Raw genomic sequence first — 24,716 nt, forward strand, 5'->3', positions numbered from 1 at the left:
TTGTTAATAGTATGAAAATTCACCCATTAAATCAACGACGATTTAGTAGTCCGCCTGGTCTTTGTTCTTTCATAATCTGCGCTCGTACTGCTTGCTCCATGTTTTTAGCTAGCTGCCGTCCTTCTTGCTCGGACATTCCGCCATTATCACCAATATTTAACGGCATATTTATAGTAAGATTGACGTTTGAACCAACTCTACCTGATGTTATTTGCCGATTGCTGAGCACTTGTCCGTTTTCGCCCGGTATTAAATATTGTTTACCCCCCTGCATTAATATTTCAGGCTTGCCACCCTCACCTACTCGATACATTGAGTTAGCATCTACTGGACCACCATTTTTACGTGCACCCGCAATGGCTGCTGCTTTCATGGTGCCCATAGCTGTCATATATGAGGTAGTGCCAATTGTTGCTGCTGCGCCTTGCGTTGCAATCGAGGCTTGGATAGCTGCTGGCGTATATGCGGCAGTCAATGCCGCCGCTTCTACCACTTGTGTAGCTGTAGTTGCTGCTGATGTTGTTTTTGCTACAATAGCATTTTTAACGTATTGCATACCCATTTGAACAAGTGACCCGATGGCTTCATTTAGAATAACATTAGCAAAGTTCTGCATTGCCTGCGTTGCTGTCATTGTACCTGACATCAGCCCTGATATCGTATTTGTTGCGCTACTTGCTAGTCCCTCTAATGATGATGCCAAAAACTCGTTAGCATCGCTTTGATTGCGCCATATTTCCCACTGAGCATTGATGCGGTTTTGTTCATACTGACGATTAGCTGCCTCACGAAGCGCAATAGCATTTTCTTCTATCATCCACCCTTGTTGTGCAAATTCTTGGATAAGAGCTAGCTTTTTATCTTTCTCATTTTTCAATGCTTGAACGGGGTCAACTTGTGCTACAGCGTCGTCAACTTTAGATACAACGGCTTCAGACTTAATTTTAGCCATGTTTATTTGATGTTGTTGCTCTAATTGCTCAAGCTTAGAGTTATATTCTTCTTGAGTTTTTATTTCACCAAGTTTTTGAAGTTTATCTAATGAATTCTTAGACTTTTTAAACGAGTCGTTTTCAACTTCAATCGGGCTTTTTAATGAGCCAAGCTCTTTATAGGCTTGTGAGGTTTCAATTAGCTCTTTGAGTTTTGCTGTTTGCTCAGCCGTAACCTTGCTACCCATTTTTTGAGTGATTGATAAAAGTTCAGCTTCAACGGTCATGCCTTTTGCTTCGAGCTTGGCGACTTCTAACTTATCGCTAAGCTCTTTAACTTCTTCGGCGTATGACTTGGTTGAACTGCTTCCTCTTTTTTTGCTTGCATTAAGTTTTTCATTGACATCAAAGGCTTTACCTAGCGCATTAAGTAAAGGCTCTAACACTTTTCTTACTTCTTCGGACATGTCAGCCCATTCCGCAGTGCCGTTTATCAATCCCAGTAAAGCAACTTTATAATTATCAGATTCACTGCCTAACTCACTTAAGGCATTTTCATAAATATAAGCTGCTTTTTCAGCTCCTTTAAGCTTCATTTTTGAAATTTCAAGCTCAGTAGAAAGAGATTTTATTTTTTCATCAATTTTAGTTTTAGTTGTCTTATCCAAGCTTTTTGATAGATTTTTGTTTGCCTCGGTCGCCTCATTTGTTTTTTCGATTGTTCCAGATTCGATATCACTTCGAGCTTTTTCTGCTTTTGCTAAATTTTCTTGAGATTTTTTTAGTTTATCACTTGCTTCTAGATATTTATTTTGAGCTTCATTTAAACCCTCTTGTGATGTAAATATGCTACTCAAACTACCCTTAGCTCTGCGCTTGTATTGTTCATATTCTTTTTTGAGAAATTCAACAGCTATAGTTTGCTCGTCAATGCTTTCTTTTGTTTTATCAATATCAACTTTTAATCTTGATAGCTCAAGCTTTTTTTGTTCGTGATTTAAAGATTTGTATTTTTCTCGTAACTGATCAACTTTATCGCCGAGTTCCAATGATTTTTGCTTAGCTTCATCAATTTTACTTGACCACATTGTCAATGCACCTGCCGCGAGGAACAACATACCCGCTGGACCACCTAATAACGACATTGCCCCTTTCAAACCATTGGCAGCAAGAGTAGATAATTTCGTTGCAGATGCTAATCTTGTTTGCGCTAAAGCTTCTTTGTCTATTAATACAGTTCGCTGTTTATCGATATTATTAAGTTGTTTTTCAATTGCTGCTAATTGAATCTTTGACGTTGTGACAGCTTTTAAAGCAACTAGTTCATTGCGTCTAGCTGTTAATTTTTTGCCTTCTATCTCAAGCGATCTAAGCTCTTCTTTTGCTAGATTTCGTTCAGATGTTGCTAGTTTGATATTTTCAATCACTTTCTCAGCACTTTGCTTAGTCGCATTAGCTAGTGATGTGATGTATTTTCCTGCATAAACAGCAGCAAGTGCGCCGACTCCAGTCATCAAAATATCGACATGCTGAGACATTAGAATCAACGAATCTACGAGTAATTTAGTCGCACCTGTGGAGTTGTTAAGCTCACCAAAATATTTTTTGAGGTTGTTGGTTACACGATTAATACCGTCAGTGACAGTATTTCGCATGTTATCGGCAAGTGCAGCCGTTTCTTCCTGCGCAGCGATCATGGCTTCAGTAAATTCAGACATAGATAGCTTACCGTCGCTAGCCATTTTACGCACTTCCGCTTCAGTCTTATTTAACTGTTTCCCAAGCGTTTTAAGGATACTAGGCATTGCATTAAAGACAGTCATTGCTTCAACACCAGCAAGTTTTCCTTTCATCTGCGCTTTGGTTAATGCGTTGGTGGCTGATTCTGCGCTCAATGAATTTGTCTTATTGATAGTCATCAAATTTGATAGAGTATCAATATAAGATATTGTACTTTGTGTGCTATAACCCAGCTCACCCATAGAGTTAGAAAGACGGATATACAGCTCGGCCGACTCTTCGATAGTACGACCGTTACGATCTGAAGTAACTAAAAGTTGATCTAAAATATCTTTAGTTTGTGACGCCGTTGCGCCAGTATTTTGTATGCGGTCTTCTAGCTCATTCCAGCTTTGAGCGTAGGCGATAACTGTACTTGATACTAGCGCAGCAGATACAGCCTTAGCAATATTTGTCAATTTACCCAGAGAATTTCCAGCACTTTGAGCGGAAGATTCAAGCTTGTCAAGACCTTTAGAAGCTTTAGAACCACTGTTATTTAATTCTTTCATTTCCTGCATGATTTTTCTAGAATTTTCCAGTAACTCTTTCATTTCAAGTGAAACGGTGTAAGTGATATCCCCTTCTGTATATTGAGCCATTTTATGTCCTCTATAGAATGAGCCTAAGTCACACAGAATAGACAGCCCCAAGAGTTCGACATTAACTGTCATTCTCATAGGCTCATTCTGTAAAGCTCTTGGTTAAAAAATTGCCTTGTGATAGGCATTGTTATGAATTGAATTTAAATATTGAATGGACTTGTAAAACAGATCTTTACAAGCATAAAAAAACCACCCGAAGGCGGCTTAAATAAATTTTTGTAGTGTTCAGCAAACTATTAGCAATTCATTCTTGGCAATTCACCACGAACAAAATTCATTGATAAACTCAGATTAACTTGTATCTTATTAAGTGCTGTTGAAAAATTGTAGTGAAGATGTGGGCTGTTTTTCTCTAAAAAATCAGCTAAACAATCATTATATAAATCAAATATTCTGTAATAATATTCCTGAATTGTTCCTATATAATTGTATTGTCGTTTTAAATTATCAATATTAACTGACTTATAATCCCTCAGTGTTATACCACCCAGCCACTTAATCGCTTCCTCAAATTTATTCGCTAGTAAATCCTGATAACGTGGTATTTTGAATTGCTGATGAAACTTTGAATAAACCGCTTGATGTCTTTCTCCTGTTCTATAAACTCTTTCATTAACAGCTTGTTGGATTGCTTGTTGTTGTTCGAGTGAAATAGTCTCACTTATACCGATTTCTTTATCTGCTAAATCAAGTAACCATTTTCTTACTTCTTTGGCTATTTCTGTATTAGCAAACATTGCGACTAAATGTGCACCTCTAAGAGAGAAAATACGGACAGATTTTTCACGTAAGCTATTGTTTATTCCATTGGTAGTCAATTTGACCACCATTGTCATTTTATTGGTAAACTCGTCAGAATTTCGGCTATAAATCTTTGTTACAGATTTACTATCGGAATATTTTAACAGTTTTGAAAGCTCGGTAGATGTGATCCAAATTTGATTATTGTGATTGACTGACTGCACAGTCGTGCTGTGAAACATTAATTGATTTGTCATAGCTATATCCTTGTTGATTTTTATTATTAACCCTATTTTGAGTAGGGCGATCAGGAGCTCAAAACTGCAACAAGTCAGCGGACGTATTCCCCCGAGGGTGTTTTATTAGTCGCACTCCCGATCATAAAATCTGGATATAAAAAAGCCGCATTTCTATCGGGCGCGGTTTCCGCTTGTCGCTTGGTGTTTTGAGCACCTTTTTAGAATATATATTAATTTAACAAATAAAGTCAACTAATATTAATTTATTGCTATGTTAATTTAACGGTTGATAGTATTGATTTATTTATGGAAATAAAATAGTATCAATTTACTGGAAACTATTTAGGAAATAATTTATGAAAAAACTATTATTTACAGCTATATTTTTGGGCGTTTTTGCTTTAACCGGATGTACTACCTCAAAACAAGAAACTTATTATACCTTAACTCAAGAAGAAATTGACAATTCACATCCTGAAAAGTTGCCAGTTAATTATAAATCACTAATACGCAATTTTTTTGCTACCTCACTAAAAGATCCTGATTCAGCAAAATTTGTTTTTTATAAACCAGTAAGAGCATATAGTGCATCAACAAAAACTGTCTTTTGGATGGTTCAGGTCGATGTAAACGCTAAAAATTCTTATGGCGGATATACTGGTTATAAACCTTTTATATTTGCAAGAAAAACTGATGGTGGAATTATGGAAATAACACCTCTTTTTTCAATGACTAAAGTTGTTGTAGTAGACAGCGCGGTACAAGATAAATAACAACAAAGCCCTTTTGGGCTTTATTCTACCAACCACAAACAGCCCTTAACGGCTTTATAGCTTCATCGATACCAGTTAAGTCAAACGTAGCATCCACTGGTTTTTCACTATATGGAGTAACACGAATAAAAAATTTATTTTTATCTAGTAATTTCTTTATAAATTTTATTGATGCTTCTCCCTCGCCTAATAAGCTATCATAAAAAATGGCTTTATGGTCAGTTGACGTCCCCCAATACACATCAGAAACAGCCTTTTCAGAATCAAGTCTAGTTAAAGGCTTAATTGGTTTATTACCTAAAAAAATATCATAATTAATAAAAACTGATGTCGCATTCTCCCTGCATCTAATAATAAGACTAGGTTTAAATTTTTTATAACCAACATTTATATAATCATTAGCATCTAAGCTTAAATATATAGATAAACTATCATCTACTGGCGATTTATCTTTAAAGATTCCCCATTGCCCTATACCTTGTATGGGTATTACTATAGTTTCAACATTAGACAAACTATCATAACATTTCAAGCGTTCATCTTTATTCAGCATTGATTTACATGAATCAATTTTTGACTGCAACTTATCATCAGCAAAAACAAAAAACGGTAACATTAATATACAGAATAAGATCTTTTTCATACTATCTCCTTAATTTTTCGTTAATAGTATGTTATTTAAAGGGTTGGAGCAATAAAAACCATCATTCAGCGGCTTTAGCAAGTCTTTCTCGACGTCGTTTTTCATAATCCGCTAAGGTTTTGTCGTATTCTTCTCTTGTGAAGCCATCTTTATCAGGATATTTGTTTGCCATTAACATGATGTATTCGGTCATTGTTAGTTTTTTTGCATCATCTAATGACAATCCAAGATGAACCCTTGCGTTATTGATATAATCGGTAATTTTAAATTCTGATGAGTACGATTTATTTTCGTTTCGCTGCGATATTCTAACTTTTGCCCTTCCAGCCACGCCATATTCAAGTAAACTCCTAGCTATTAATAAAATATCGTGAATTGGGATGAGCCCTTTTTTGTTTTTACTTCCTAACAATTGAGTAACGTCAGCTGAACAACAACAGGTCAAAACCTTTCTAGCAACATTGAGTTGAAGTGTTAATTTTTCATTAATGTAATTAGTTACGTAATGATTTAGCTCTTTGAACCGTGTTATCGCTTCGTAGGCTTGATTAGAAAGCAGAACAGTATAGGCGTTAATTATCTCAAATGGTTCGCCAAGCTGTGATAAATTTTCGAATGAGGGAGTGAATACATAGTTAATTTTTTTTTCGCTCAATGACCCATTTTTTTTAATTGAAATAACCATTTCGCCTATGTCTGTTCTAATCATATATAGCCTTATTTAGTTGATTGAGTCGTAGGAATTTTACCAGTAATTTTAACTGATTTAGATGAAGCGACTTTAAATTCAAGTGAAGCTGATACAATATCATTTGATCCGCCATTCCAACTCAGTGAAGTTATATTCATATATGCAACAAAAGTATTTTCGCCATACATCAATCGCACCCACAAACTAGGTTGACGTTTATTAGCTAACTCAGTGGTAAAATAACGCTCTAATTTGAAGAAACCATACTGATCCAACTTGTCATTAACTCTGACTTCACCCTCAAATGACAAAGCAATATCAGCATTGATGACGATAGACTCAGCAAATCCGCCCTGATCATCTGCATCACTAGTCGCCGTATTAGGACCATAATCAATACCTTTGGATTTCCCAGCCATTAAAGCTTTCCAATCAGCCTCTTTTGGGGTTTTGTCTGGGCATCCGTCACAAACCTCAAGAACTACAGCAGCGCCAAATAATTGGCTGTTTTGTTCTGAACATTCTGCCATTTTTTAACTCCTATAAAATAAAAAATCCCGCTCAAGGCGGGATATAAATTGTTTTCTAAATTACTAACCAAATCTGCATGAAACCATTAATCGATAAACAAGCCTGTCCTCTTCAGTTGCCACCGGTGAGGGGATTGCTCCTACTATCTGAATAAGCCCTGTGCTATTGGTGTAAGGATTGTTTTTGATGTAATCAGCTATTATCGATGTGTCATTATCTATTGTTTCAATGTCATTTACTGCGCCGATTAAATCTATTAACGTGTAATACTCATTACCTAAATCGGTTTTAAGTATTGAACCGCCATTGGGTCGAAATACAATGAACTTGCTGCTTTTATTTTTCGTATCACGCCATTTTAGATACTGAACCTCAAAGCCACCTAATAATCCGGCATTTTTGAGATATTCAGCTACTCGCTTGTACATTTTCACAATTTCATCTCCCTGCGGACAGCTTGGTCGATAGTTGCCTTTTCATCCTCAAACCCTTTATACAAGAATTCTTTTTTAGCAGTTGATCGCTTAAATTTCATTGAGCGATTCGGATCATGAACATATGCTGCATAATTAGCCGAATAACCAACGCGACCCGTTAAGCGATTACCATTTATGAACATTTCACGATATTGGCTATTGAGTAGTGTTGAGGTATCAATCGGCGTATATAATGCAGCACGGGTACCACCGATCAATAAGGCAGACTGTATGGCTCTTACTGATTTTCTAGCTTGAACATCACCAACTATGGTATTTAATCGATTTATACAATCTCTAACACCACTAACCTTAATGCCCATATCAAACTCCTGTTATCAATGTATAATCATCCGCTAGTCGCTCGAATGTGTCTGCATATCGAGCAATGTGCTTAATTTCATCTGCGCCAGCTCTGATTGGATCAAGTTCCGTGAATTTACCAATCAAGATAAAATCACCCTCATTGGCTAAAGCGTATTCAGTCCAGAATGTGTTTTTAATAACAAACCCTGTTCCGATATCGCCTAACCTAGTTGCAGACTCAAGACCATAATCGCAATAAATTAGCTCTGGAGGATGAAAGACCTTAGCGCCATACTCATTTACGCCAGAAGCGCGCCAAATCGTAGCTATAGCTGTATATGCCCAATTAGCTGCGCTACTCATTACAACCTCCAACAACTGCAAAGAAGCCCACGCGTCCACTATCTAACGGTAAATCCGACAGGCAATTATTTTTATCCCATGCCCGAATCTGAGTTAGTAAATAGTCCGTGCCATTGTTATCGTATGTAAATGAACGACTAGCGCCACTTGGCGAACCCTGCGATGATATTTTCCTTGCACCAGACAATGAAGCCAATCTAGCAACAGCATATAACGACAATAGCTTTGCCGTGACATTACCGTATTGAGATAAGCAAGCATCATGTTTGCCAACTTGTTCAATTAATAGTTCTAATACTGAATCAGGAATAGAAAAGCCCAACTCAGAGATAAAGGATTTTGCTTCTGATTTATCTATAAGTTGAGACATTTATTTACTCCTTTGTTAGACTGGCTTCGTATTCAGCCTTAAGACGCTCAGCAAACTCTTGCACTGTCTCTTCTTTGCGTTGACCCTCTAATTTATACTGCGTTGCAAATTCGGCGAGGTTTTTTCCTGTTTTATTAGCTAAATTGAACTCTTTTCCATCGACAATCACAATAAGTGGTTCAACTTTTTCCTTTGTGGTCTCAACAATAGATTCAACTAGTTCTGCTTTAATAAATCGTTCTGCGATGTCTTTTGACAGGTCAATAACCCGCCCCTTTTCAACTTTCTTATAGTCAACCATAATATTGGCTGTTAGTACTTTAACTTTCATTATTACTCCTTAACTTGATGCGAAAATAACAGAATGATTGCCGTTAATATCGGTTTTAACCATTATTCCAGCAGCACCCCATGTGCGCCAAACATAGTCAGAGTTATAATAAAGTCGAGGATCGGCAACAGTACCAAACGCTTGCCCAACAATTGGAGCAATAATGCCAGCTCCTAAAGGAATAATAAGAATTTGATTACCTGTTAACTTGCTATCTTCTTTGATATCTTCGATGCCTGAAAGTTTTTTAATTTCTTCTAAAACGGTGCGAATTTGGTTGCTGTCAAAGTATTGCTCCCAATTCGACATGATCTCCGCAGAAACGTACCAAGTTTGTTTAGCGTATTGCTTATTAGAAACCTTTAAAGCATCGCGAAGTTTGATGGCTTCAGCACGAATTTTGGCTGGGTCTTTGCTATTGGCGAAATCAAAAGCTAAGGTAACTTGTTGAACTCGTTCATCGTATTTAAAACCTTTCCAAGTTTTTTTATCAAACACGATAAAATTACCATCTTCATCTTTAAAACCGTCAAAGATATAATCAACATATTTACGACGAACAATTTTTACTGAGTTTTCTTGCGCATCCGCTAAGGATTGCAATGCTGAGCCTTTACCAAAAATAGGGTCACGCCATGGGAATTTGAAACCTGTATCATGAATTGGAACAATAGTTCCATCGAAAGCATAGATAGTTGCATTTAATAACGCACCGACTTGACCTGACATAGAAGTATGCGCACTACCGCCACCGCCTGTTTTAGCATATTCATAGACAGATTCATCAATACGAACAGAACGAGAGAAGCCCATTAAATCATTCAACACGGTAAATTCAGTGTTTGGCTCAAACTCCTTTAACACAACAGCGTCTTGAGCTTTATATAGGCGTCTAATATCATCAATTGCATTAGTTACATTCAGGTAATCATTAGCGTTATTATTACCTCGGCTTTGATTGATAAAGTCGGCAACCGATTGCATCCCCGCCCGCCTTGCTTCGGCTAATGCTGCAAATTGAGCATTTTGAGAATCTACAAAACCCCGTTTTTCAGCTTCTTTTTTAGAAAAATAAAACATTGATTAATTATCCTTACTTCACTACAACACGCAGTAAATCACCAGCTGTTGTGATAGTGATTGTTTCTTCTGCAAAAAATTGAGATGACGCATCGCCGCCCATCGTTACTTGTCCTTCGATAATTTGTAATGGGTCACCTTTTTTATAAACACCAGCATTAGCGGTAACATTGTAAAACGTGCCTTGAGTTGGATGCATACAAACAACCCAATCTCCTAATTTAATTGCGCTTTTTACGTCTTTACCACGTAGATAATCATAGTTAGCAACATACTTAATGCCTTCTTCTGTATCATCTAAAGCTGGTTTAACTTTACCGTTCTCAAAGATACATATCGTACCAGGCATAAAACTAACAGCAGCTTTACCTTCGCGGTTTAACGTTGGGTTAGGGAATACACCACCCGCATGAATAACTCTTTTAGTCATTAAAATTCTCCTTATTCTGGCATTTCGCAGATTGATTGATTGCTGTTAGATGCACTGTAGGCGCTATTAACTGGTACTGATTTCTGACATTTCGCATATAACGCACTCAGAGCATCGCCTTTAATCTCATTGACGGCTGTTTCTGGTATACCAAACGCAGCTTTTACGGCTTCACGCATGGTTTTTTCTTCAGCTGCTGCATTTACACTTACTATCTGCTCTAGGATATTAACTTTATCAATTAGCGTCTTAGCCCATTTCGGCGTCTGTTCGCTATTTTGTTCTTCATCCTTCTTTTTCTTTTTTTCTTCATCTTCATCAGTTTTCTTTTTATCGATAGCCTCTTTAGCGACTTGCTCGTTAAGTGCAGTTAATAACTGCTCATCATCTAAGCCGTCGGTTTTAATCCCTTTGGCGCTTAACACCTGTAAGATCTTCTCTTTCATTGGGTCTATTTCCTCTTTTTTGTTAAATTTGAATTTTTTTAGCGCTTCAGATAATGTATTCTGAATTGTTAATAATAAGTTGGAGGGTGTTGCTTCTAAATCATCTAGATTGGCATTCTCAATCTGATATTCACCATCTGAGTTCACGAACATGCCCACTCCCTCGCTTGGAGTAGCCGCGCCTTGTTCGTTCAGAAGGATAGCCACATGGTCAAAATGCATATTAGTAGCCACCCAATCATAAGCTTTGCCCTTTGATTTTCCAGACTGATATACCTTGTTTAGAATTAATCCAGTAGATACATGAATAGGATTAGCATCCTCACCATTCATCATGCTTTCTAACCTATTTAGAAGTTGCTTGCCTTTCTCGTGATTTTTTGCAAATTCAATATCCACATAACAATCAAGTAACACTTTGTCATTATCTTTGTGGACATTTTCAGCCCATGCACCACCGTAATATTCGTTAATAGCTTTAGCATTGCTTGCCGACACAAATTGACCATTGACTTTAGGGTGTCCAATTGGCATCAAGTTGCCGTTTATTGACATATAACTTTTGTCTATTTCATCTTTCGGATATAAACCATTATTCATCACAACATCATCAACAACTGGGACGACATCGCGAATGATAAAATGCTCTTTATTGTTGATTGATTCTTTCGTGATTTTTGATGATTTATTAATAACCGAAAGCACATTAACCGTAACTTTATTCATCAGTTTTTGCCCTCTCTTTGAGCCATTCTTCACGCTCCTTACTAAGTTTCTCTATTACAAATTTATTAAAAGGCTCACCTTTTTCATTGAGCAATATCGGTATTTGCGAGCAATGGCAATTAAAGGCGTTGCCGCCCTCCTCATACCAATTCCTCACCTCTTCAACCGTTCTTATTCTTCCGTCCCAATAAACATGAGTTAATCGGCTGGTTATAAGTTTTGCAGACATATGCAACAAGCCGACCCTCAAACCTAATCTTTCAGTAGTCCATTCAGTTTCATTCCAAATGGATTGACGATACCCTCTTAATTGTTCGGTTTGAGCTAAAGCTTTAGCTTTAGACATTGAAACATCAAGTCGTTTACTGATAATTTGAGCGGTTTCTCTTGGATTGATACATCTTGCTATAGCGCTAGCTAAAACATGGCATAAATCTGCTTTTGCAGCTTCGGTTAATCCCTTCCAGTCGCTGAAAGTTAATAAAAAGGCTTGTTTAATTTGATTTAGGTATGCAGGTCTTGACAATAAAGTTACAAAGGCTGTTTGCTCTGCATAATAAGCGGATTGCTGCGCTAAATTAGTATAGGCGGAGTGAGTGCCCCGCTGGTATTCGTTCTCAATTGTCGATAACATCCAAAATTCATCGCGCCCACCCTCAAGCAAGTATTCGTCTAATATGTCCTGAACCATTGCCAATAACGCTTCTAAGTCGTTTGGCAAAATGTCATAGATATAGTTTGAATTGGCTTGATAAATCACACCTTCACGGAAGATGTAACCTTGATTCGATGAGGGTCAGTGGTTCGAGTCCACCCGGGCGTACCATCCTAAAGCCTTATGCGAAAAGGCTTCAAAAGAATTAATCTTCATCACAATTTTAATAAAGGGGAAAAACTGAGGTGAAATAAATAATAATTTGCCTTTATTCAAATCAATTATTGTTAAAACCTATTTTTCAAAAACTTAATCACCTAATCCATATGAATAGCATCCTTTATCATATATGAATATTATTATAAATCTATACTTCTAATTGACTTTAAAAAATATCCGATAATTGTTATACATTTAACAACTACGATCCTGCTATCGATTCCTCTGAATTCCAATTTAATGGAAGTGATACTTTATATCTTAAGCGGTTATGGATTTGAGCTATACCTCTATATTTATCATAGATACAGCTATCTGTGTGAGCTATTATTCCACTGTTACCTTGCTAGGTTGAAACTGACGTAAAATAAAATCGAGAGTAGACTAGTTTTGGCTATCTTATTTAATTTTTTGATTAAATAGAGAATAGACCTGTAAGTATTGGGAAGATTACAAGAATGGAAAAAATTGACCTTAGGATTTAATTTATAGTAATAAAATCCATTTTTAACGAAGTTTTAATCAATATTTTCAAGTTATTCTCATCACGAGTTAACACAAAAAATTTATTTGTAAACGAATAAAACTGCGCTAATTAATAAAATTACTAGTTTTATTTAAAAATGGATTTCGAACTCTTTTGTGTTTTTACCATAAATTCAGCACTTAACCATTTAATACTATTGTAATTATGAACTCATATTTACATCAATGAAAACAATATTATTGTATACCCTGTTATCTACTAATCAATTTTTTAATTAGAGCTTTCATAAAAGAGGTCTTATTACACCCTTCTACATTTATTCAACCATTGTTTCTATCTGCTTGATTTAGTTAATCTCACTGACATCAGTACTTTTTTTAACTTATTCATGTAAACTGGAAACATTAAGAGGAAGAATGGCATATGCAGAGGACCCCTCATCGATTTATCCATTTTAGTACAGGGAACACTTGTTATCGTCAACAGAATACTCAGCCAAAAACGGTTTATCCCTGTGTATAAAAAAGCACTAATAAAATTTGAATAACAGATTTCCCCGAACACGGTTTATCCCTGCTTACACAGGGAACATTCAAGTTATAACATTTTGTTTTATATTTAAATATTAACTATAAAATTTCCACCATTTTTCTAATTAATTTTTAGAATCAAGATATTTATAGCACTTATTAGCTATTTAAGTAATTAAAAATAGCTGAGTTAAACATTATAGCTATGACGATTTTAATAAATAACTTAAGTTTTTACCGTTCAAAAACAAATTATAAAATTTATAATACTGATTTAAATTAATATGTTAGAATTAGTTTTAAATTACCCTTTAAAACTTTGCTATACCATATTATAAATTATTGAACATAAATTCTATTCTTTATTAAAAGAATAAATAGAATGGAATTTAGCACAAGTAATAAAGATGACTTTTTGAATAGTCATCTTTGTATTATAGTAAATAATTATGAATTCAATTCACTTAGAAATTAATCTCGGTACCCACGAAGTAACGTCGACCTTCTAGAGATTTACCAAAGTCATCGTTAGAAACATCTTTGTCAAATAAGTTATAAACACCACCATAAACCTTAGTATTCTTATTTATTTGAAAAGATGCACCTACATCCCAGAAAGTATAACCTGGATATTCAATTTTCTTGCCACTTCGATCCGTTGTATTTTCTGCTCCATAATATGCAACCTTAGTCCATAAATCCCAATGTTGTGTTATGTTCCAATCAATCTGAGTATTAAATTTTTGTTTAGGTGTACGGTTCAAAGGTTTACCCTTATTTTTACCGGTTTTTTGTTCAGTTTTGATCCAAGAGTAATTGGAACTTAATAAGAAATTAGTAAACAATGGTGTTTTAAATGAAAATTCAAGACCTTTAAGATCGGCCTTATCGACATTTTCTCGTCCTTGTACAAAATCGAATTTTTCTTTATATCCAGGAATTTGACAATTTTTTGAACCAGCTGTACCACGGCAAATATAATAGGATTGGATTTTATCTTTATATTTGGTATAGAAGGCTGTTGCAGAGGCATCAATACCGTATTCATTGGTATAACCAATACCCATTTCGAATTCATTCGTTTTTTCAGGTTTCAGATCTGGATTACCCATTATCATCCCTTTATTACCTGTTCCTGAACCTCCGGTAACTTGTCCCCAGTCTGAGACAACTTGACGCAGTTGAGGTGGTGCAAATCCTGTTGAATAGCCACCTTTTATAGTAAAGTTATCATCAATATTCCAGACACTATAAACCCTTGGATTCCAGTTATGACCATAGTTTTCATCTTTATTATAGCGAAGGCCCAATGTTAAATTCCAATTGTCTAAAATACGTAACTCATCCTCAGCAAACAAGGCATAATTCCAACGATCGATTTTTGTTAAAGTTTTCTTTAACTGATTGCCATTATCATGAAGCTCTTGATAAGTATATGTACCGCCAATGGTTAACATATTGATTGAAAATGGGATTGTCATACGTGAGTCAACATCAGTATTACGAATTTTCATTTTTCTTTCTGGGTTATTATTCCCTTCATGAGCAATAAAAGATGTCGTAGATACATCACCAAATAGACCATTATGAGTTAAAGCAAAAGAGTTTCGACGATTATCTCGATCGAAATTACCACGACTAATAGGTCTTGTTTTTCCTGCTGATGCATTACTATTTTGTAGGGTACGACCAAAATCTAAATCAAATTTTTGTGAGTCAGAAGCATTAAGCGATAATTTCCCATTTATACTTCGTAGTTTTTGTTCTGAATGACCATTTAAAAATTCATCTTCATGACGTTTGCTATATTGACCATATAATTGTATACCCAAAATATCATCTATAATAGGTCCCATGGTGGAAAAACTTCCAGTATAGGTATTTTTTTCATCTGCACGGTAAGGAATTATTGATTCAATTCGTAAACCATTATGCCATTCTTTTGAGACTTTCTTTGTAATAATGTTAATTACTCCACCCATAGCATCCGAACCATATAATGATGACATTGGTCCCCTTACAACTTCAATACGCTCTATAGCGGTTAAAGGAGGTAACCAACCTTGTTCAAAACCTGAATTATCACTATTGGGTCTTGTTTCACGAGTGCTAACTTTCTTACCATCAATTAATAATAAAGTGTACTTGGCATCCATACCTCGAATACTAATATCGGTCGAATCACCGCCACCAGTAATTGTAACACCAGGAATATCTTTAAGTGCATCAGTCACATCACGATAAGGTTTTTTGCTAATTTCTTCTGGCGTGATTACTGAGATTGTTGCTGGTGCTTCTTTGATTTGTTGTGAAAATCCTGATGCTGTCACCACCATGGTATCAGTGTCTTTATTGCTTACTGCCATAGCTATGTCTGACAATGACAATAAAAGACCGGTGTTAATGACATGTATTGCCAATTTGAATTTAGTATTCATTTATATAACCCTATTATTTATATTGATATTTTCAACCTCAATCCAAATGTACAATATACCATATGAGAATAGTTATCAATATCTTTTCAAAAAATTATTTATTGCTAGACAAATTATACGCTTTAAATAATAATAGTTATCATTTGCATCATAATCAAAGGAACCAACATGAATACCAAGAAAAAATTATTATTGAGCACATTAGCTGCACTTGTCTTAGGATTAACGGGTTGCCAATCTTCAATGACGGTAACTACAGATAATAATCAAACTGTTGTAGTACCTAAGTCGCCCAGTAAAGTTGTCGTAATGAACTATGGTGCGCTAGACACTTTAGATGCTTTAGGTCAAGGTTCAATTGTTGTAGGAGCCCCTCTCTCTGTTTTACCTTCTTATCTTGAGCAGTATAAAAATGCAAACATTGCTGACACAGGTAATATGAAAGAACCAAGTATAGATGCAATTAAACAAGCTAAACCACAACTGATTATTATAGATGGTCGTCAAGCTAGTCGAACTAAAGAATTATCAAAAATTGCCCCTGTAATTAATTTAAGTGTAGATGCAAAAAACTACCTTGAATCAACCAAAAATCACATTAATGTATTAGCTGAGATTACCGACACCAAACAAAACGCCAGTAATCTAATTCAAGCTCTTAATATAAAAATAACCAACGCTCAATCTGTTGCTCAATCAAATCCCAAAAAAGCAATTGTTGCAATCCATAACGATGGTAAAATGATTTTGATTAATGCAAGTTCAAGTGCAGCATTAATTCATGATGTTTTAAAAGTAAAACGCGCTGTTCCATTTTTTATTCAATCAATGAATGCTGGTGATAAACCAAAACCAATTTTTATTGATAATAATTACGTTAGTACTATTAAACCCGATATTATTTATGTCGTTGACCGTAGCAAAGCAATTGGTCAGACAGCGATGAAAGATGATTTCTTTGATGCAAAAGTATTAGCTACAAGCAAAACTGAAGTGGTTTATCTTACACCAGATCTTTGGTATTTATCTGGTGGCGGTGCGGAAAGTTTAAATCGCCAAATTGATGAAGTAATTAACGGTCTAAATTAAAATTGTTAAGTTAGTTGTTTAACTTCATATTGCCCTTATGCAGTTATTAAGGGCTTTTTTATTATGTGACTATCTTGATTAATTCTGTAATTGTTCTTCACATTCATTCTAAAATTTTGGTATCATACGCAATATTATCATAACTGCTTTTTATTTTGTTAATTAAAAACAATATCAAAAAATATTCATTAATAATAAAATGTTTGGTACAAAAATGACGGTTTGATATAACTTTAGTTCGTTTGACCAACCTAATAATCAATCCATTATAGTAACCTATTTTTATCATAAATTAATTTTCTATTTCCAACTAATTTTTTTTACTCATATAAACACATTAATCATCCAATAGTTTATTTTATAATCTTAAAATAGGATTTTAATAGAATAATTTTATATTTTAGTTTATTAACTTATTGATAATTTTAATTTAATGTATACAATTAAAACAGATAGGATGTTTATGGGATAAAATTTAATGAAAAAACTGTTTCTAATTTCAATATTCTTTTCTTTTATAGCTTATGCAAAGATTGATGCACCGATAGGTTTAACATGGGGTGAATCAGACGCTGATGTTGTCTCAAAGTATAAAGCAAAAAAAGTATATGTCTCAGATGATATAATATTTTATGAATTAACTGAACCACCAATGACTCTACCAAATTTTGATTCTTATATGGTACTTGTCCATAAAGATTTAGGTCTTATGAAAGTAGTATTAAGAGAAAAAATAAAAGACGATCCTTATGGCACTAAGGGTAAAGAAGAATATTTTAAATATAAAAAAGTATTAACAAAAAAATATGGCAAACCGGAATCTATTGAAAAAATAGGATTAAAATTATATAAAGAAATTGATGAGTTTTATCAGTGTTTAAAATATACAGGTTGTGGTAGTTATTCTTCCTATTTTGCCCAATTCCAAATTGGATTAGAAATCGAAGGATCTAGTCGCGGACAAGGTGAATTACAAATTATTTATGAATCGGATCTCCACTCTAAATATAGAGAAATAGAAACAAAGCAAAATCAAATGAAAATAGAAAAAGGACTTTAAATGAACATGTTTAATAAAACTAAAATAGGTATTGTTATAATTGCAATTTTTTCTTTATTTTTATTCAGTTGTAAAAAAGAGTTAAGTGAAAATGAAAAACAAAAACTTATTGAATTGAATGAAGAATTATCCAAAATTTCAGACGAAATCGATAATTCACAAAAAGAGCTTGAAAACTATTCCGGTGGTTTAATTAAAACACTAATTGAAGTTAAAGTTGAAACGTTAAAAATAAATCAAGCTTTGATTACACAAAGAATATCAGCCATTGAATCAGATTCACCGATTAAAGTCGAGACAATCATAACTCAACCCAACGCAGAATTAGCCCAAGATATTTTCAATGATATGAATGAGTTAAAAAAAGAAATTAAATTTCATCAAGATGAGGCTGATCAATATGAAGATGGTCTTATTAAGATTACTCATTTATTAAATGTAGTTCAAAAAGAACAAGCTTATACTGCTTTACAATTACAATATTATACCGTTAAATATGGTTTATCAACATTACCCACTGTAGAGTATCAATCCAAAACGAAAATCAAGGAGAGCGATCCTTCAGTCCCTATTGAAGATAAATTATAATTTACTTTATATGATTAATGACATGTTAGACTCATGTCTTTAATCATCTTTTATCATATAAATCATAACAATCTAAAAATTTTTATTAGCATCAGTTTAAATATGTTAAAATGATTACCTATTGTCAAAATCTAAATTGACAGACTTTTAAATTCTCTAAAACCTCTATAAATTTTAAAATTATTACAAATACTATGAATATATCATCACCAACAATTGGATTTGTGAGCCTCGGTTGTCCTAAAAATTTGGTTGACTCAGAGCGAATATTAACAGAATTACGTACCCAAGGTTATCAAGTGGTTTCTACTTATGAAAATGCTGATCTGGTGATTGTTAACACCTGCGGATTTATTGACAGCGCAGTTCAAGAATCGCTTGAAGCTATTGGTGAGGCGCTGGATGAAAACGGTAAAGTGATTGTTACCGGTTGCCTTGGAGCTAAAGAAGATCAGATCCGAAGCGTACACCCAAAAGTACTTGAAATTTCTGGTCCCCATAGCTACGAAACAGTGCTTGACCATGTCAATAAATATGCCCCAAAACCCGAATATAACCCATTCACCAGCTTAGTTCCTGAGCAAGGCGTTAAATTAACACCTAAACATTATGCTTATTTAAAAATTTCAGAAGGTTGTAACCATAGCTGTACATTTTGCATTATCCCTTCTTTACGAGGAGAGATGGTCAGTCGCCCTATCGGAAATGTACTTGATGAAGCAAAACGATTAGTTGATAGCGGAGTAAAAGAACTTTTAGTTATCGCACAAGATACCTCGGCTTATGGAATTGATATCAAAAATCGTACCAGCTTTTGGAATGGTACGCCTTTAAAAACCAATATTCAAACACTCTGTGAACAATTATCAAGCCTTGGTATATGGGTAAGATTACATTATATGTATCCATATCCAAGTGTAGATGATTTGATTCCTTTAATGGCAGAAGGAAAAATCTTACCTTATTTAGATGTCCCTTTACAGCATGCCAGTCCAACGATTTTAAAATCAATGAAACGACCTGGAACAATTGAAAGAACACTTGAACGAATTCATCACTGGCGTGAAATTTGTCCAGAAATTACTCTTCGTTCAACCTTTATTGTTGGTTATCCTGGTGAGACTGAACAAGATTTTGAATTGTTGCTCGACTTTTTAGAAAAAGCGCAATTAGATCGAGTTGGTTGTTTTCCTTACAGCCCCGTTGAAGGTGCAGTAGCAAATGAATTAGCTAATCAAATTCCAGACGAAATCAAGCAACAACGATTTGATCGATTTATGCAGTTACAGCAAAAAATATCTACGCAAAAATTACAGGCTAAAATAGGTAAAACCTTAGCAGTGATTATTGATGAAGTCGATGAAGAAGGCGCAATAGGTCGAAGTATGGCGGATGCACCTGAAATTGATGGTGTTGTTTATTTAAATGAGGAAAAAGATGTCAAAGTAGGTGATATTGTTCAAGTCATCATTGAGCACTCTGATGAATATGATTTGTGGGGAACGGTTAAACGGTAATAACATCATGAAACAACATTATAAACATGAAATAAAAAATCTTGGTAAATTAGCTGTACCAGTACTTATTGCACAAGTATCACAAACAGCCATCACATTCGTTGATACCATTATGGCAGGACATTATAGTAAAACAGCCTTGTCAGGTGTAGCCATAGCAGTATCAATATGGTTACCAACAGTCTTGTTTGGGCAAGGTCTGTTAACTGTTTTAACCCCAATCATTGCAAATTTAAATGGTGCAGCTAAACGAAACCAAGTTGCAAATCACACACGCCAAGGTGTTGTGATCGCCCTATTTTTATCTGTGTTAATAATGTTGATTTTATATCATTCAGACCAAATAATTGGTCTACGAAGTTCAGTTGATCATCCTATTGATCCCGAAATGATGGACGTAGCCGTTAAATTTTTACGAGCAATTATGTGGGGAGTACCAGCATTTTTATTATTTTTAGTGTACCGCAATCAGTGTGAAGGGTTATCCAATACTAAACCAGCGATGGTGATCATATTTATAGCATTACTTGCTAATATTCCTATTAATTATGTTCTAATATATGGCAAGTTAGGATTACCTGCGTTTGGCGGGGTTGGTTGTGGAATTACAGCTGCTATAATTTTTTGGCTCATGTTTGGCTTAATTCGCTTATATACATTAACTACTTCAAGTCAACGTGATATTCGCAAAACAGAATTGACGAAACTGGTTGATTTTAAAGTAATTAAAAATATTGTTATGCTGGGTATACCGCTTGCTCTAGCCTATTTTTTCGAAATGAGCTTATTTGCTGTAGTAGCTTTGCTTATTGCCCCACTAGGTCAAATTACGGTTGCTGCACACCAGATTATCTTTACAATTAGTAGTTTAACGTTTGCAATACCGTTATCTTTAGGTGTGGCATCAAGTATCCGTGTTGGTTATTTGCTAGGTAATATAAAACCATCATTAGCTAAGCAAACTGCATATATTAGTTTAGCCATATCGCTAATAATTGCAGTCGTAGTAGCATTAGTTTTGGTTGTTTTTAGAACACCAATTATTCACATATTCACTGAAGAAGTGGATGTTATTACTATTTGCTTGCAACTTATAATTTTACTTGCTATTTATCAAGCTTCTGACTATCTACAAGTTGTAGCAAGTAACGTATTACGTGGTTATAAAGATACGAAAAGTATTTTTTTCATCACCCTTATCTCTTATTGGGGCGTTGGACTCCCTGTTGGATACATTTTAGGATTAACCGATTTAATCGTGCAGCCAATTGGTGCTGCCGGTTTTTGGATAGGGATTATATTGGGACTAGCAGTTGCTGCTTTCTTACTTATTGCCAGAATGATTTACATTCAAAAGCAACCCACAAATATTATTCTAGAACAAGCATCCAGATAAATTGGATCGAAAAAATAAAATTAATTTTCACATAATAAAAACGCCATTAACAATCTTAGCTAATGGCGTTTGTTATTGAATTTATAAATTGATTATTTTAATAAACTATTGGCTTTTTCAAGCACGTTTTCAATAGTGAATCCAAATTCTTTAAATAGTTGATCGGCTGGACCTGATTCACCGAATGTTGTCATACCTATAACTTCACCATTAAGACCAACATATTTATACCAATAATCGCTAATACCTGCTTCAATAGCTAGACGAGCAGTAACTGATGATGGTAAAACAGACTCTTTGTAAGCACTATCTTGCTTATCAAAAGCATCCGTTGATGGCATTGAAACAACACGTACTTTTTTTCCAATTTGAGTTAATTGGAGATAAGCTTCCACAGCAAGTTCGACTTCTGAACCAGTGGCAATGATAATTAATTCTGGTGTGCCAGTACAATCATTAAGAATATAACCACCACGGTAAACATTAGCTAGTTGCTCAGTACTACGATCTTGTTGTTTAAGATTTTGTCTTGAGAAAATTAGTGCTGTTGGACCATCTTTGCGCTCTATCGCATACTGCCAAGCAATAGCTGATTCAACTTGGTCACATGGACGCCAAGTGCTGACATTTGGTGTAACACGTAAACTTGCCATTTGTTCAACTGGTTGATGCGTTGGTCCGTCTTCACCTAGACCAATAGAATCGTGAGTGTAAACGAATAATGAACGAATCTTCATTAACGCTGCCATACGGACAGCATTACGTGCGTATTCCATAAACATTAGGAAAGTAGCACCATAAGGAATAAATCCGCCATGCAGCGTAATACCATTCATAATCGCTGACATACCAAATTCACGCACTCCATAATGGATATAATTACCATTTGGATTGGCTAAAATTTCTTTTGAGCCTGACCACATAGTTAAGTTACTTGGTGCTAAATCAGCCGATCCCCCTAAAAATTCAGGTAAGGAAGGAGCAAATGCTTCAATAGCATTTTGTGATGCTTTACGAGTTGCAATAGTTGCAGGATTTTCTTGTAGTTTATTAATAAAATCTTTTGTAACTTGTTGCCAATTCACAGGTAGATCGCCATTCATACGACGTTTAAATTCTTTAGCTAAGTCAGGAAAAGCTTTAGCATAAGCGTCAAAACGTGTATTCCACCCATCTTCAATTTGTTTACCTTTTGCTTTTGCATCCCAAGCATCGTAATAATCTTTCGGAATTTCAAAGGCAGGATAATTCCAACCAAGTTCTTTACGCGTTGCTTCGATTTCAGCATCACCTAAAGGTGCGCCATGACTTTCGTGACTACCCGCTTTATTTGGCGATCCAAAACCAATAACAGTTTTGCACATTAACAAAGACGGTTTATCCGTTACTGCTTGCGCTTGTTCAATGGCTTCTTTCAAAGCATGAGCATCATGACCATCAATTGCGCGAATTACATGCCAACCATAAGCTTCAAAACGTTTTGCGGTATCATCAGTAAACCAACCATCAATTTCACCATCGATAGAAATGCCATTTTCATCATAAAACGCAATGAGTTTTCCTAGTTTAAGGGTCCCCGCTAATGAACATACTTCGTGTGAAATGCCTTCCATCATGCAACCATCACCCATAAATACATAAGTATGATGGTCAACAATGGTATGACCAGATTTATTAAATTGTGCGGCTAATGTTTTTTCAGCAATAGCCATACCTACAGCATTAGCAATACCTTGTCCTAATGGACCTGTCGTTGTTTCAACACCAGGTACATAGCCATATTCGGGGTGACCTGCTGTTTTTGAATGCAATTGACGAAAGTTTCTAAGGTCCTCGATTGTTACATTATAGCCTGTTAAATGCAGTAAGCTATATATCAACATAGATGCATGACCATTTGATAAAACAAAACGATCGCGATCGGCCCAATTAGGATTAGTAGGATTATGTTTCAAAAATCCACGCCAAAGCACTTCTGCCATATCGGCCATACCCATAGGTGCACCTGGGTGACCAGATTTAGCTTTTTGCACACCATCCATACTTAATGCTCTTATCGCATTCGCTAGTTCGCGGTGAGATAAAGTCGTTGCATTCATGTTGTAATCTCCAAAAAAATTTTTAATTAAAAATTCCTAATCAAGCAAGTTACTATATCAGCTATAAGTGCTGTTACCTGCCAAATTCGTTATTAAAAAACGAATAAAATAGTGTAAAAATGGGGGGAGCTTACTCCCCCTTTTGTATTCAATATGATTAAAGTAATGCACTGATCATATTTTCTAATTTGCCTTGGTCAACAGCAAAAGCACGGATACCTTCAGCAAGTTTTTCAACTGCCATGGCATCGCTATTGTGTTGCCATCTAAATTCGGCCTCAGTCATAGGTGCCGGTCGAGAGACTATAGTTTGATTTGGATTAAGTTTTTGTGTAACAGAGGCGGTTGATTGTTGCATTTCAGCAAGCAAATTAGGTGAAATGGTTAAACGGTCACAACCTGCAAGGGCTAATATTTGATCGACTTTACGGAAGCTAGCACCCATCACAATCGTTTTATAACCATGCTGTTTATAATAGTTAAAGATATTACGAACCGAAACGACACCTGGATCTTCGTCTGGAACATAAGGATCGATGGGTTTTTTTGCTTGATACCAATCATAGATACGCCCAACAAATGGGGAAATTAAAAAGGCATTGACTTCAGCGCATGCTCTTGCTTGGGCAAACGAGAAAAGTAATGTCAAATTACAGTTAATACCTTCTTTTTCTAATACTTCTGCAGCTTTAATTCCTTCCCACGTAGAGGCGATTTTAATTAAGATACGTGATTTATCAATACCTTTTGATTGGTAAAGTTCAATAATACGACGTGCTTTATCAATACAACCTTGTGTATCAAATGATAAACGTGCATCTACTTCAGTCGAAATACGTCCAGGAACGGATTTTAAAATTTCAGCACCAATATTAACAGCAACTTGATCACAGGCATTAACTAATTGTTGTTCTTTACTCATGCCCAATTTTTTAGAGGATTTTATAGCAGAATCAATCAGATAACGATATTGAGGCAGTTGAGCTGCTTTCAATATCAGGGATGGATTAGTTGTGGCATCTTCAGGTGAAAATTGTTTTATTGAATCGATATCTCCCGTATCGGCAACAACTACAGTTAATTTTTTAAATTCATCTAATTGACTCATACTTCTATATCCTCTACAGCATTTAGTTTAATAAAAATATAATAGCATTTATTCAAAAATAAAACGAC

23 protein-coding genes are annotated in these 24,716 nt (G+C 35.1%); 6 read left to right on the plus strand and 17 right to left on the minus strand.

Annotation, left to right across the window (positions count from 1 at the left end; translation table 11 throughout):
* Positions 1 to 31 precede the first annotated feature (31 nt).
* Positions 32 to 3,313, minus strand: coding sequence for a tape measure protein (locus tag J4T76_RS00260; RefSeq protein ID WP_267363268.1), 3,282 nt, complete (start codon positions 3,311 to 3,313; stop codon positions 32 to 34).
* Between the two features lie 239 nt (positions 3,314 to 3,552).
* Entirely contained in the window at positions 3,553 to 4,314 is a 762-nt protein-coding gene (locus tag J4T76_RS00265) for a BRO-N domain-containing protein (protein WP_267363266.1), read from the minus strand.
* 338 nt (positions 4,315 to 4,652) lie between these two features.
* Between J4T76_RS00265 and J4T76_RS00270 the strand changes: the two genes are divergently transcribed.
* Positions 4,653 to 5,069, plus strand: coding sequence for a hypothetical protein (locus J4T76_RS00270; protein WP_267356285.1), 417 nt, complete (start codon positions 4,653 to 4,655; stop codon positions 5,067 to 5,069).
* A 25-nt stretch (positions 5,070 to 5,094) separates the two neighbouring features.
* On the opposite strand, the gene J4T76_RS00275 is transcribed toward J4T76_RS00270, so the two are convergent.
* The 13 genes from J4T76_RS00275 to J4T76_RS00335 all read right to left on the minus strand — a co-directional run bounded on the left by J4T76_RS00275 (position 5,095) and on the right by J4T76_RS00335 (position 15,791).
* Entirely contained in the window at positions 5,095 to 5,712 is a 618-nt protein-coding gene (locus J4T76_RS00275; RefSeq protein WP_267356283.1) for a type VI secretion system-associated protein TagO, read from the minus strand.
* Positions 5,713 to 5,773: 61 nt separating this feature from the next.
* On the minus strand, positions 5,774 to 6,421 hold the full coding sequence (locus J4T76_RS00280) for a DUF6246 family protein (protein ID WP_267363263.1): 648 nt from the start codon (positions 6,419 to 6,421) through the stop codon (positions 5,774 to 5,776).
* Between the two features lie 8 nt (positions 6,422 to 6,429).
* Positions 6,430 to 6,933, minus strand: coding sequence for a hypothetical protein (locus J4T76_RS00285; RefSeq protein ID WP_267356247.1), 504 nt, complete (start codon positions 6,931 to 6,933; stop codon positions 6,430 to 6,432).
* A gap of 63 nt (positions 6,934 to 6,996) precedes the next feature.
* Positions 6,997 to 7,362 carry a phage tail termination protein gene (locus J4T76_RS00290; protein WP_267340741.1) on the minus strand — a complete coding sequence of 122 codons (366 nt, stop codon included), beginning with the start codon at positions 7,360 to 7,362 and terminating at the stop codon, positions 6,997 to 6,999.
* Positions 7,363 to 7,364: 2 nt separating this feature from the next.
* Positions 7,365 to 7,733 (minus strand): HK97 gp10 family phage protein, encoded by a 369-nt coding sequence (locus tag J4T76_RS00295; RefSeq protein WP_267340740.1) that lies wholly within the window; start codon positions 7,731 to 7,733, stop codon positions 7,365 to 7,367.
* A 1-nt stretch (position 7,734) separates the two neighbouring features.
* Entirely contained in the window at positions 7,735 to 8,079 is a 345-nt protein-coding gene (locus J4T76_RS00300; protein ID WP_267340739.1) for a hypothetical protein, read from the minus strand.
* Complete coding sequence (locus J4T76_RS00305; protein WP_267340737.1) at positions 8,072 to 8,449, minus strand: DUF7370 family protein; 378 nt, start codon at positions 8,447 to 8,449, stop codon at positions 8,072 to 8,074. The genes J4T76_RS00300 and J4T76_RS00305 overlap by 8 nt, the downstream gene beginning before the upstream one ends.
* A 4-nt stretch (positions 8,450 to 8,453) precedes the next feature.
* Positions 8,454 to 8,780: a hypothetical protein gene (locus J4T76_RS00310; RefSeq protein ID WP_267340736.1), complete on the minus strand. Its 327-nt coding sequence runs from the start codon at positions 8,778 to 8,780 to the stop codon at positions 8,454 to 8,456.
* Between the two features lie 9 nt (positions 8,781 to 8,789).
* The gene (locus J4T76_RS00315) at positions 8,790 to 9,860 is read right to left on the minus strand and encodes a major capsid protein (protein WP_274460468.1); all 1,071 of its coding nucleotides are present in this window, start codon (positions 9,858 to 9,860) and stop codon (positions 8,790 to 8,792) included.
* Positions 9,861 to 9,873: 13 nt separating this feature from the next.
* The gene (locus J4T76_RS00320) at positions 9,874 to 10,290 is read right to left on the minus strand and encodes a hypothetical protein (RefSeq protein WP_267345695.1); all 417 of its coding nucleotides are present in this window, start codon (positions 10,288 to 10,290) and stop codon (positions 9,874 to 9,876) included.
* An 11-nt stretch (positions 10,291 to 10,301) separates the two neighbouring features.
* Positions 10,302 to 11,462 (minus strand): hypothetical protein, encoded by a 1,161-nt coding sequence (locus J4T76_RS00325; protein WP_267354891.1) that lies wholly within the window; start codon positions 11,460 to 11,462, stop codon positions 10,302 to 10,304.
* The gene (locus J4T76_RS00330) at positions 11,455 to 12,222 is read right to left on the minus strand and encodes a hypothetical protein (RefSeq protein ID WP_274460488.1); all 768 of its coding nucleotides are present in this window, start codon (positions 12,220 to 12,222) and stop codon (positions 11,455 to 11,457) included. Before J4T76_RS00330 ends, J4T76_RS00325 begins: the two co-directional genes overlap by 8 nt.
* A gap of 1,595 nt (positions 12,223 to 13,817) precedes the next feature.
* A complete protein-coding gene (locus J4T76_RS00335; RefSeq protein ID WP_267345691.1) occupies positions 13,818 to 15,791 on the minus strand; it encodes a TonB-dependent receptor domain-containing protein in 1,974 nt (657 codons plus the stop codon).
* Positions 15,792 to 15,959: 168 nt separating this feature from the next.
* Here J4T76_RS00335 and J4T76_RS00340 point away from each other — a divergent pair, with 168 nt between their 5' ends.
* The 5 genes from J4T76_RS00340 (at position 15,960) to J4T76_RS00360 (ending at position 21,441) form a co-directional block, all read left to right on the plus strand.
* A complete protein-coding gene (locus J4T76_RS00340) occupies positions 15,960 to 16,880 on the plus strand; it encodes a siderophore ABC transporter substrate-binding protein (RefSeq protein ID WP_267340729.1) in 921 nt (306 codons plus the stop codon).
* A gap of 478 nt (positions 16,881 to 17,358) precedes the next feature.
* The gene (locus J4T76_RS00345) at positions 17,359 to 17,940 is read left to right on the plus strand and encodes a hypothetical protein (protein WP_267340728.1); all 582 of its coding nucleotides are present in this window, start codon (positions 17,359 to 17,361) and stop codon (positions 17,938 to 17,940) included.
* A complete protein-coding gene (locus J4T76_RS00350) occupies positions 17,941 to 18,528 on the plus strand; it encodes a hypothetical protein (RefSeq protein ID WP_267340726.1) in 588 nt (195 codons plus the stop codon).
* A gap of 194 nt (positions 18,529 to 18,722) precedes the next feature.
* Positions 18,723 to 20,045, plus strand: a complete 1,323-nt coding sequence (gene rimO / locus J4T76_RS00355) for a 30S ribosomal protein S12 methylthiotransferase RimO (RefSeq protein WP_267355184.1) — start codon at positions 18,723 to 18,725, stop codon at positions 20,043 to 20,045.
* Between the two features lie 7 nt (positions 20,046 to 20,052).
* Positions 20,053 to 21,441: an MATE family efflux transporter gene (locus J4T76_RS00360; RefSeq protein WP_267356212.1), complete on the plus strand. Its 1,389-nt coding sequence runs from the start codon at positions 20,053 to 20,055 to the stop codon at positions 21,439 to 21,441.
* A gap of 92 nt (positions 21,442 to 21,533) precedes the next feature.
* On the opposite strand, the gene tkt is transcribed toward J4T76_RS00360, so the two are convergent.
* Entirely contained in the window at positions 21,534 to 23,540 is a 2,007-nt protein-coding gene (gene tkt, locus J4T76_RS00365; RefSeq protein WP_267340721.1) for a transketolase, read from the minus strand.
* A gap of 157 nt (positions 23,541 to 23,697) precedes the next feature.
* On the minus strand, positions 23,698 to 24,648 hold the full coding sequence (gene tal, locus J4T76_RS00370; protein WP_267340720.1) for a transaldolase: 951 nt from the start codon (positions 24,646 to 24,648) through the stop codon (positions 23,698 to 23,700).
* Positions 24,649 to 24,716 lie beyond the last annotated feature (68 nt).

Source organism: Gilliamella sp. B3022, assembly GCF_028751545.1.
Taxonomy (GTDB): Bacteria; Pseudomonadota; Gammaproteobacteria; order Enterobacterales; family Orbaceae; genus Gilliamella.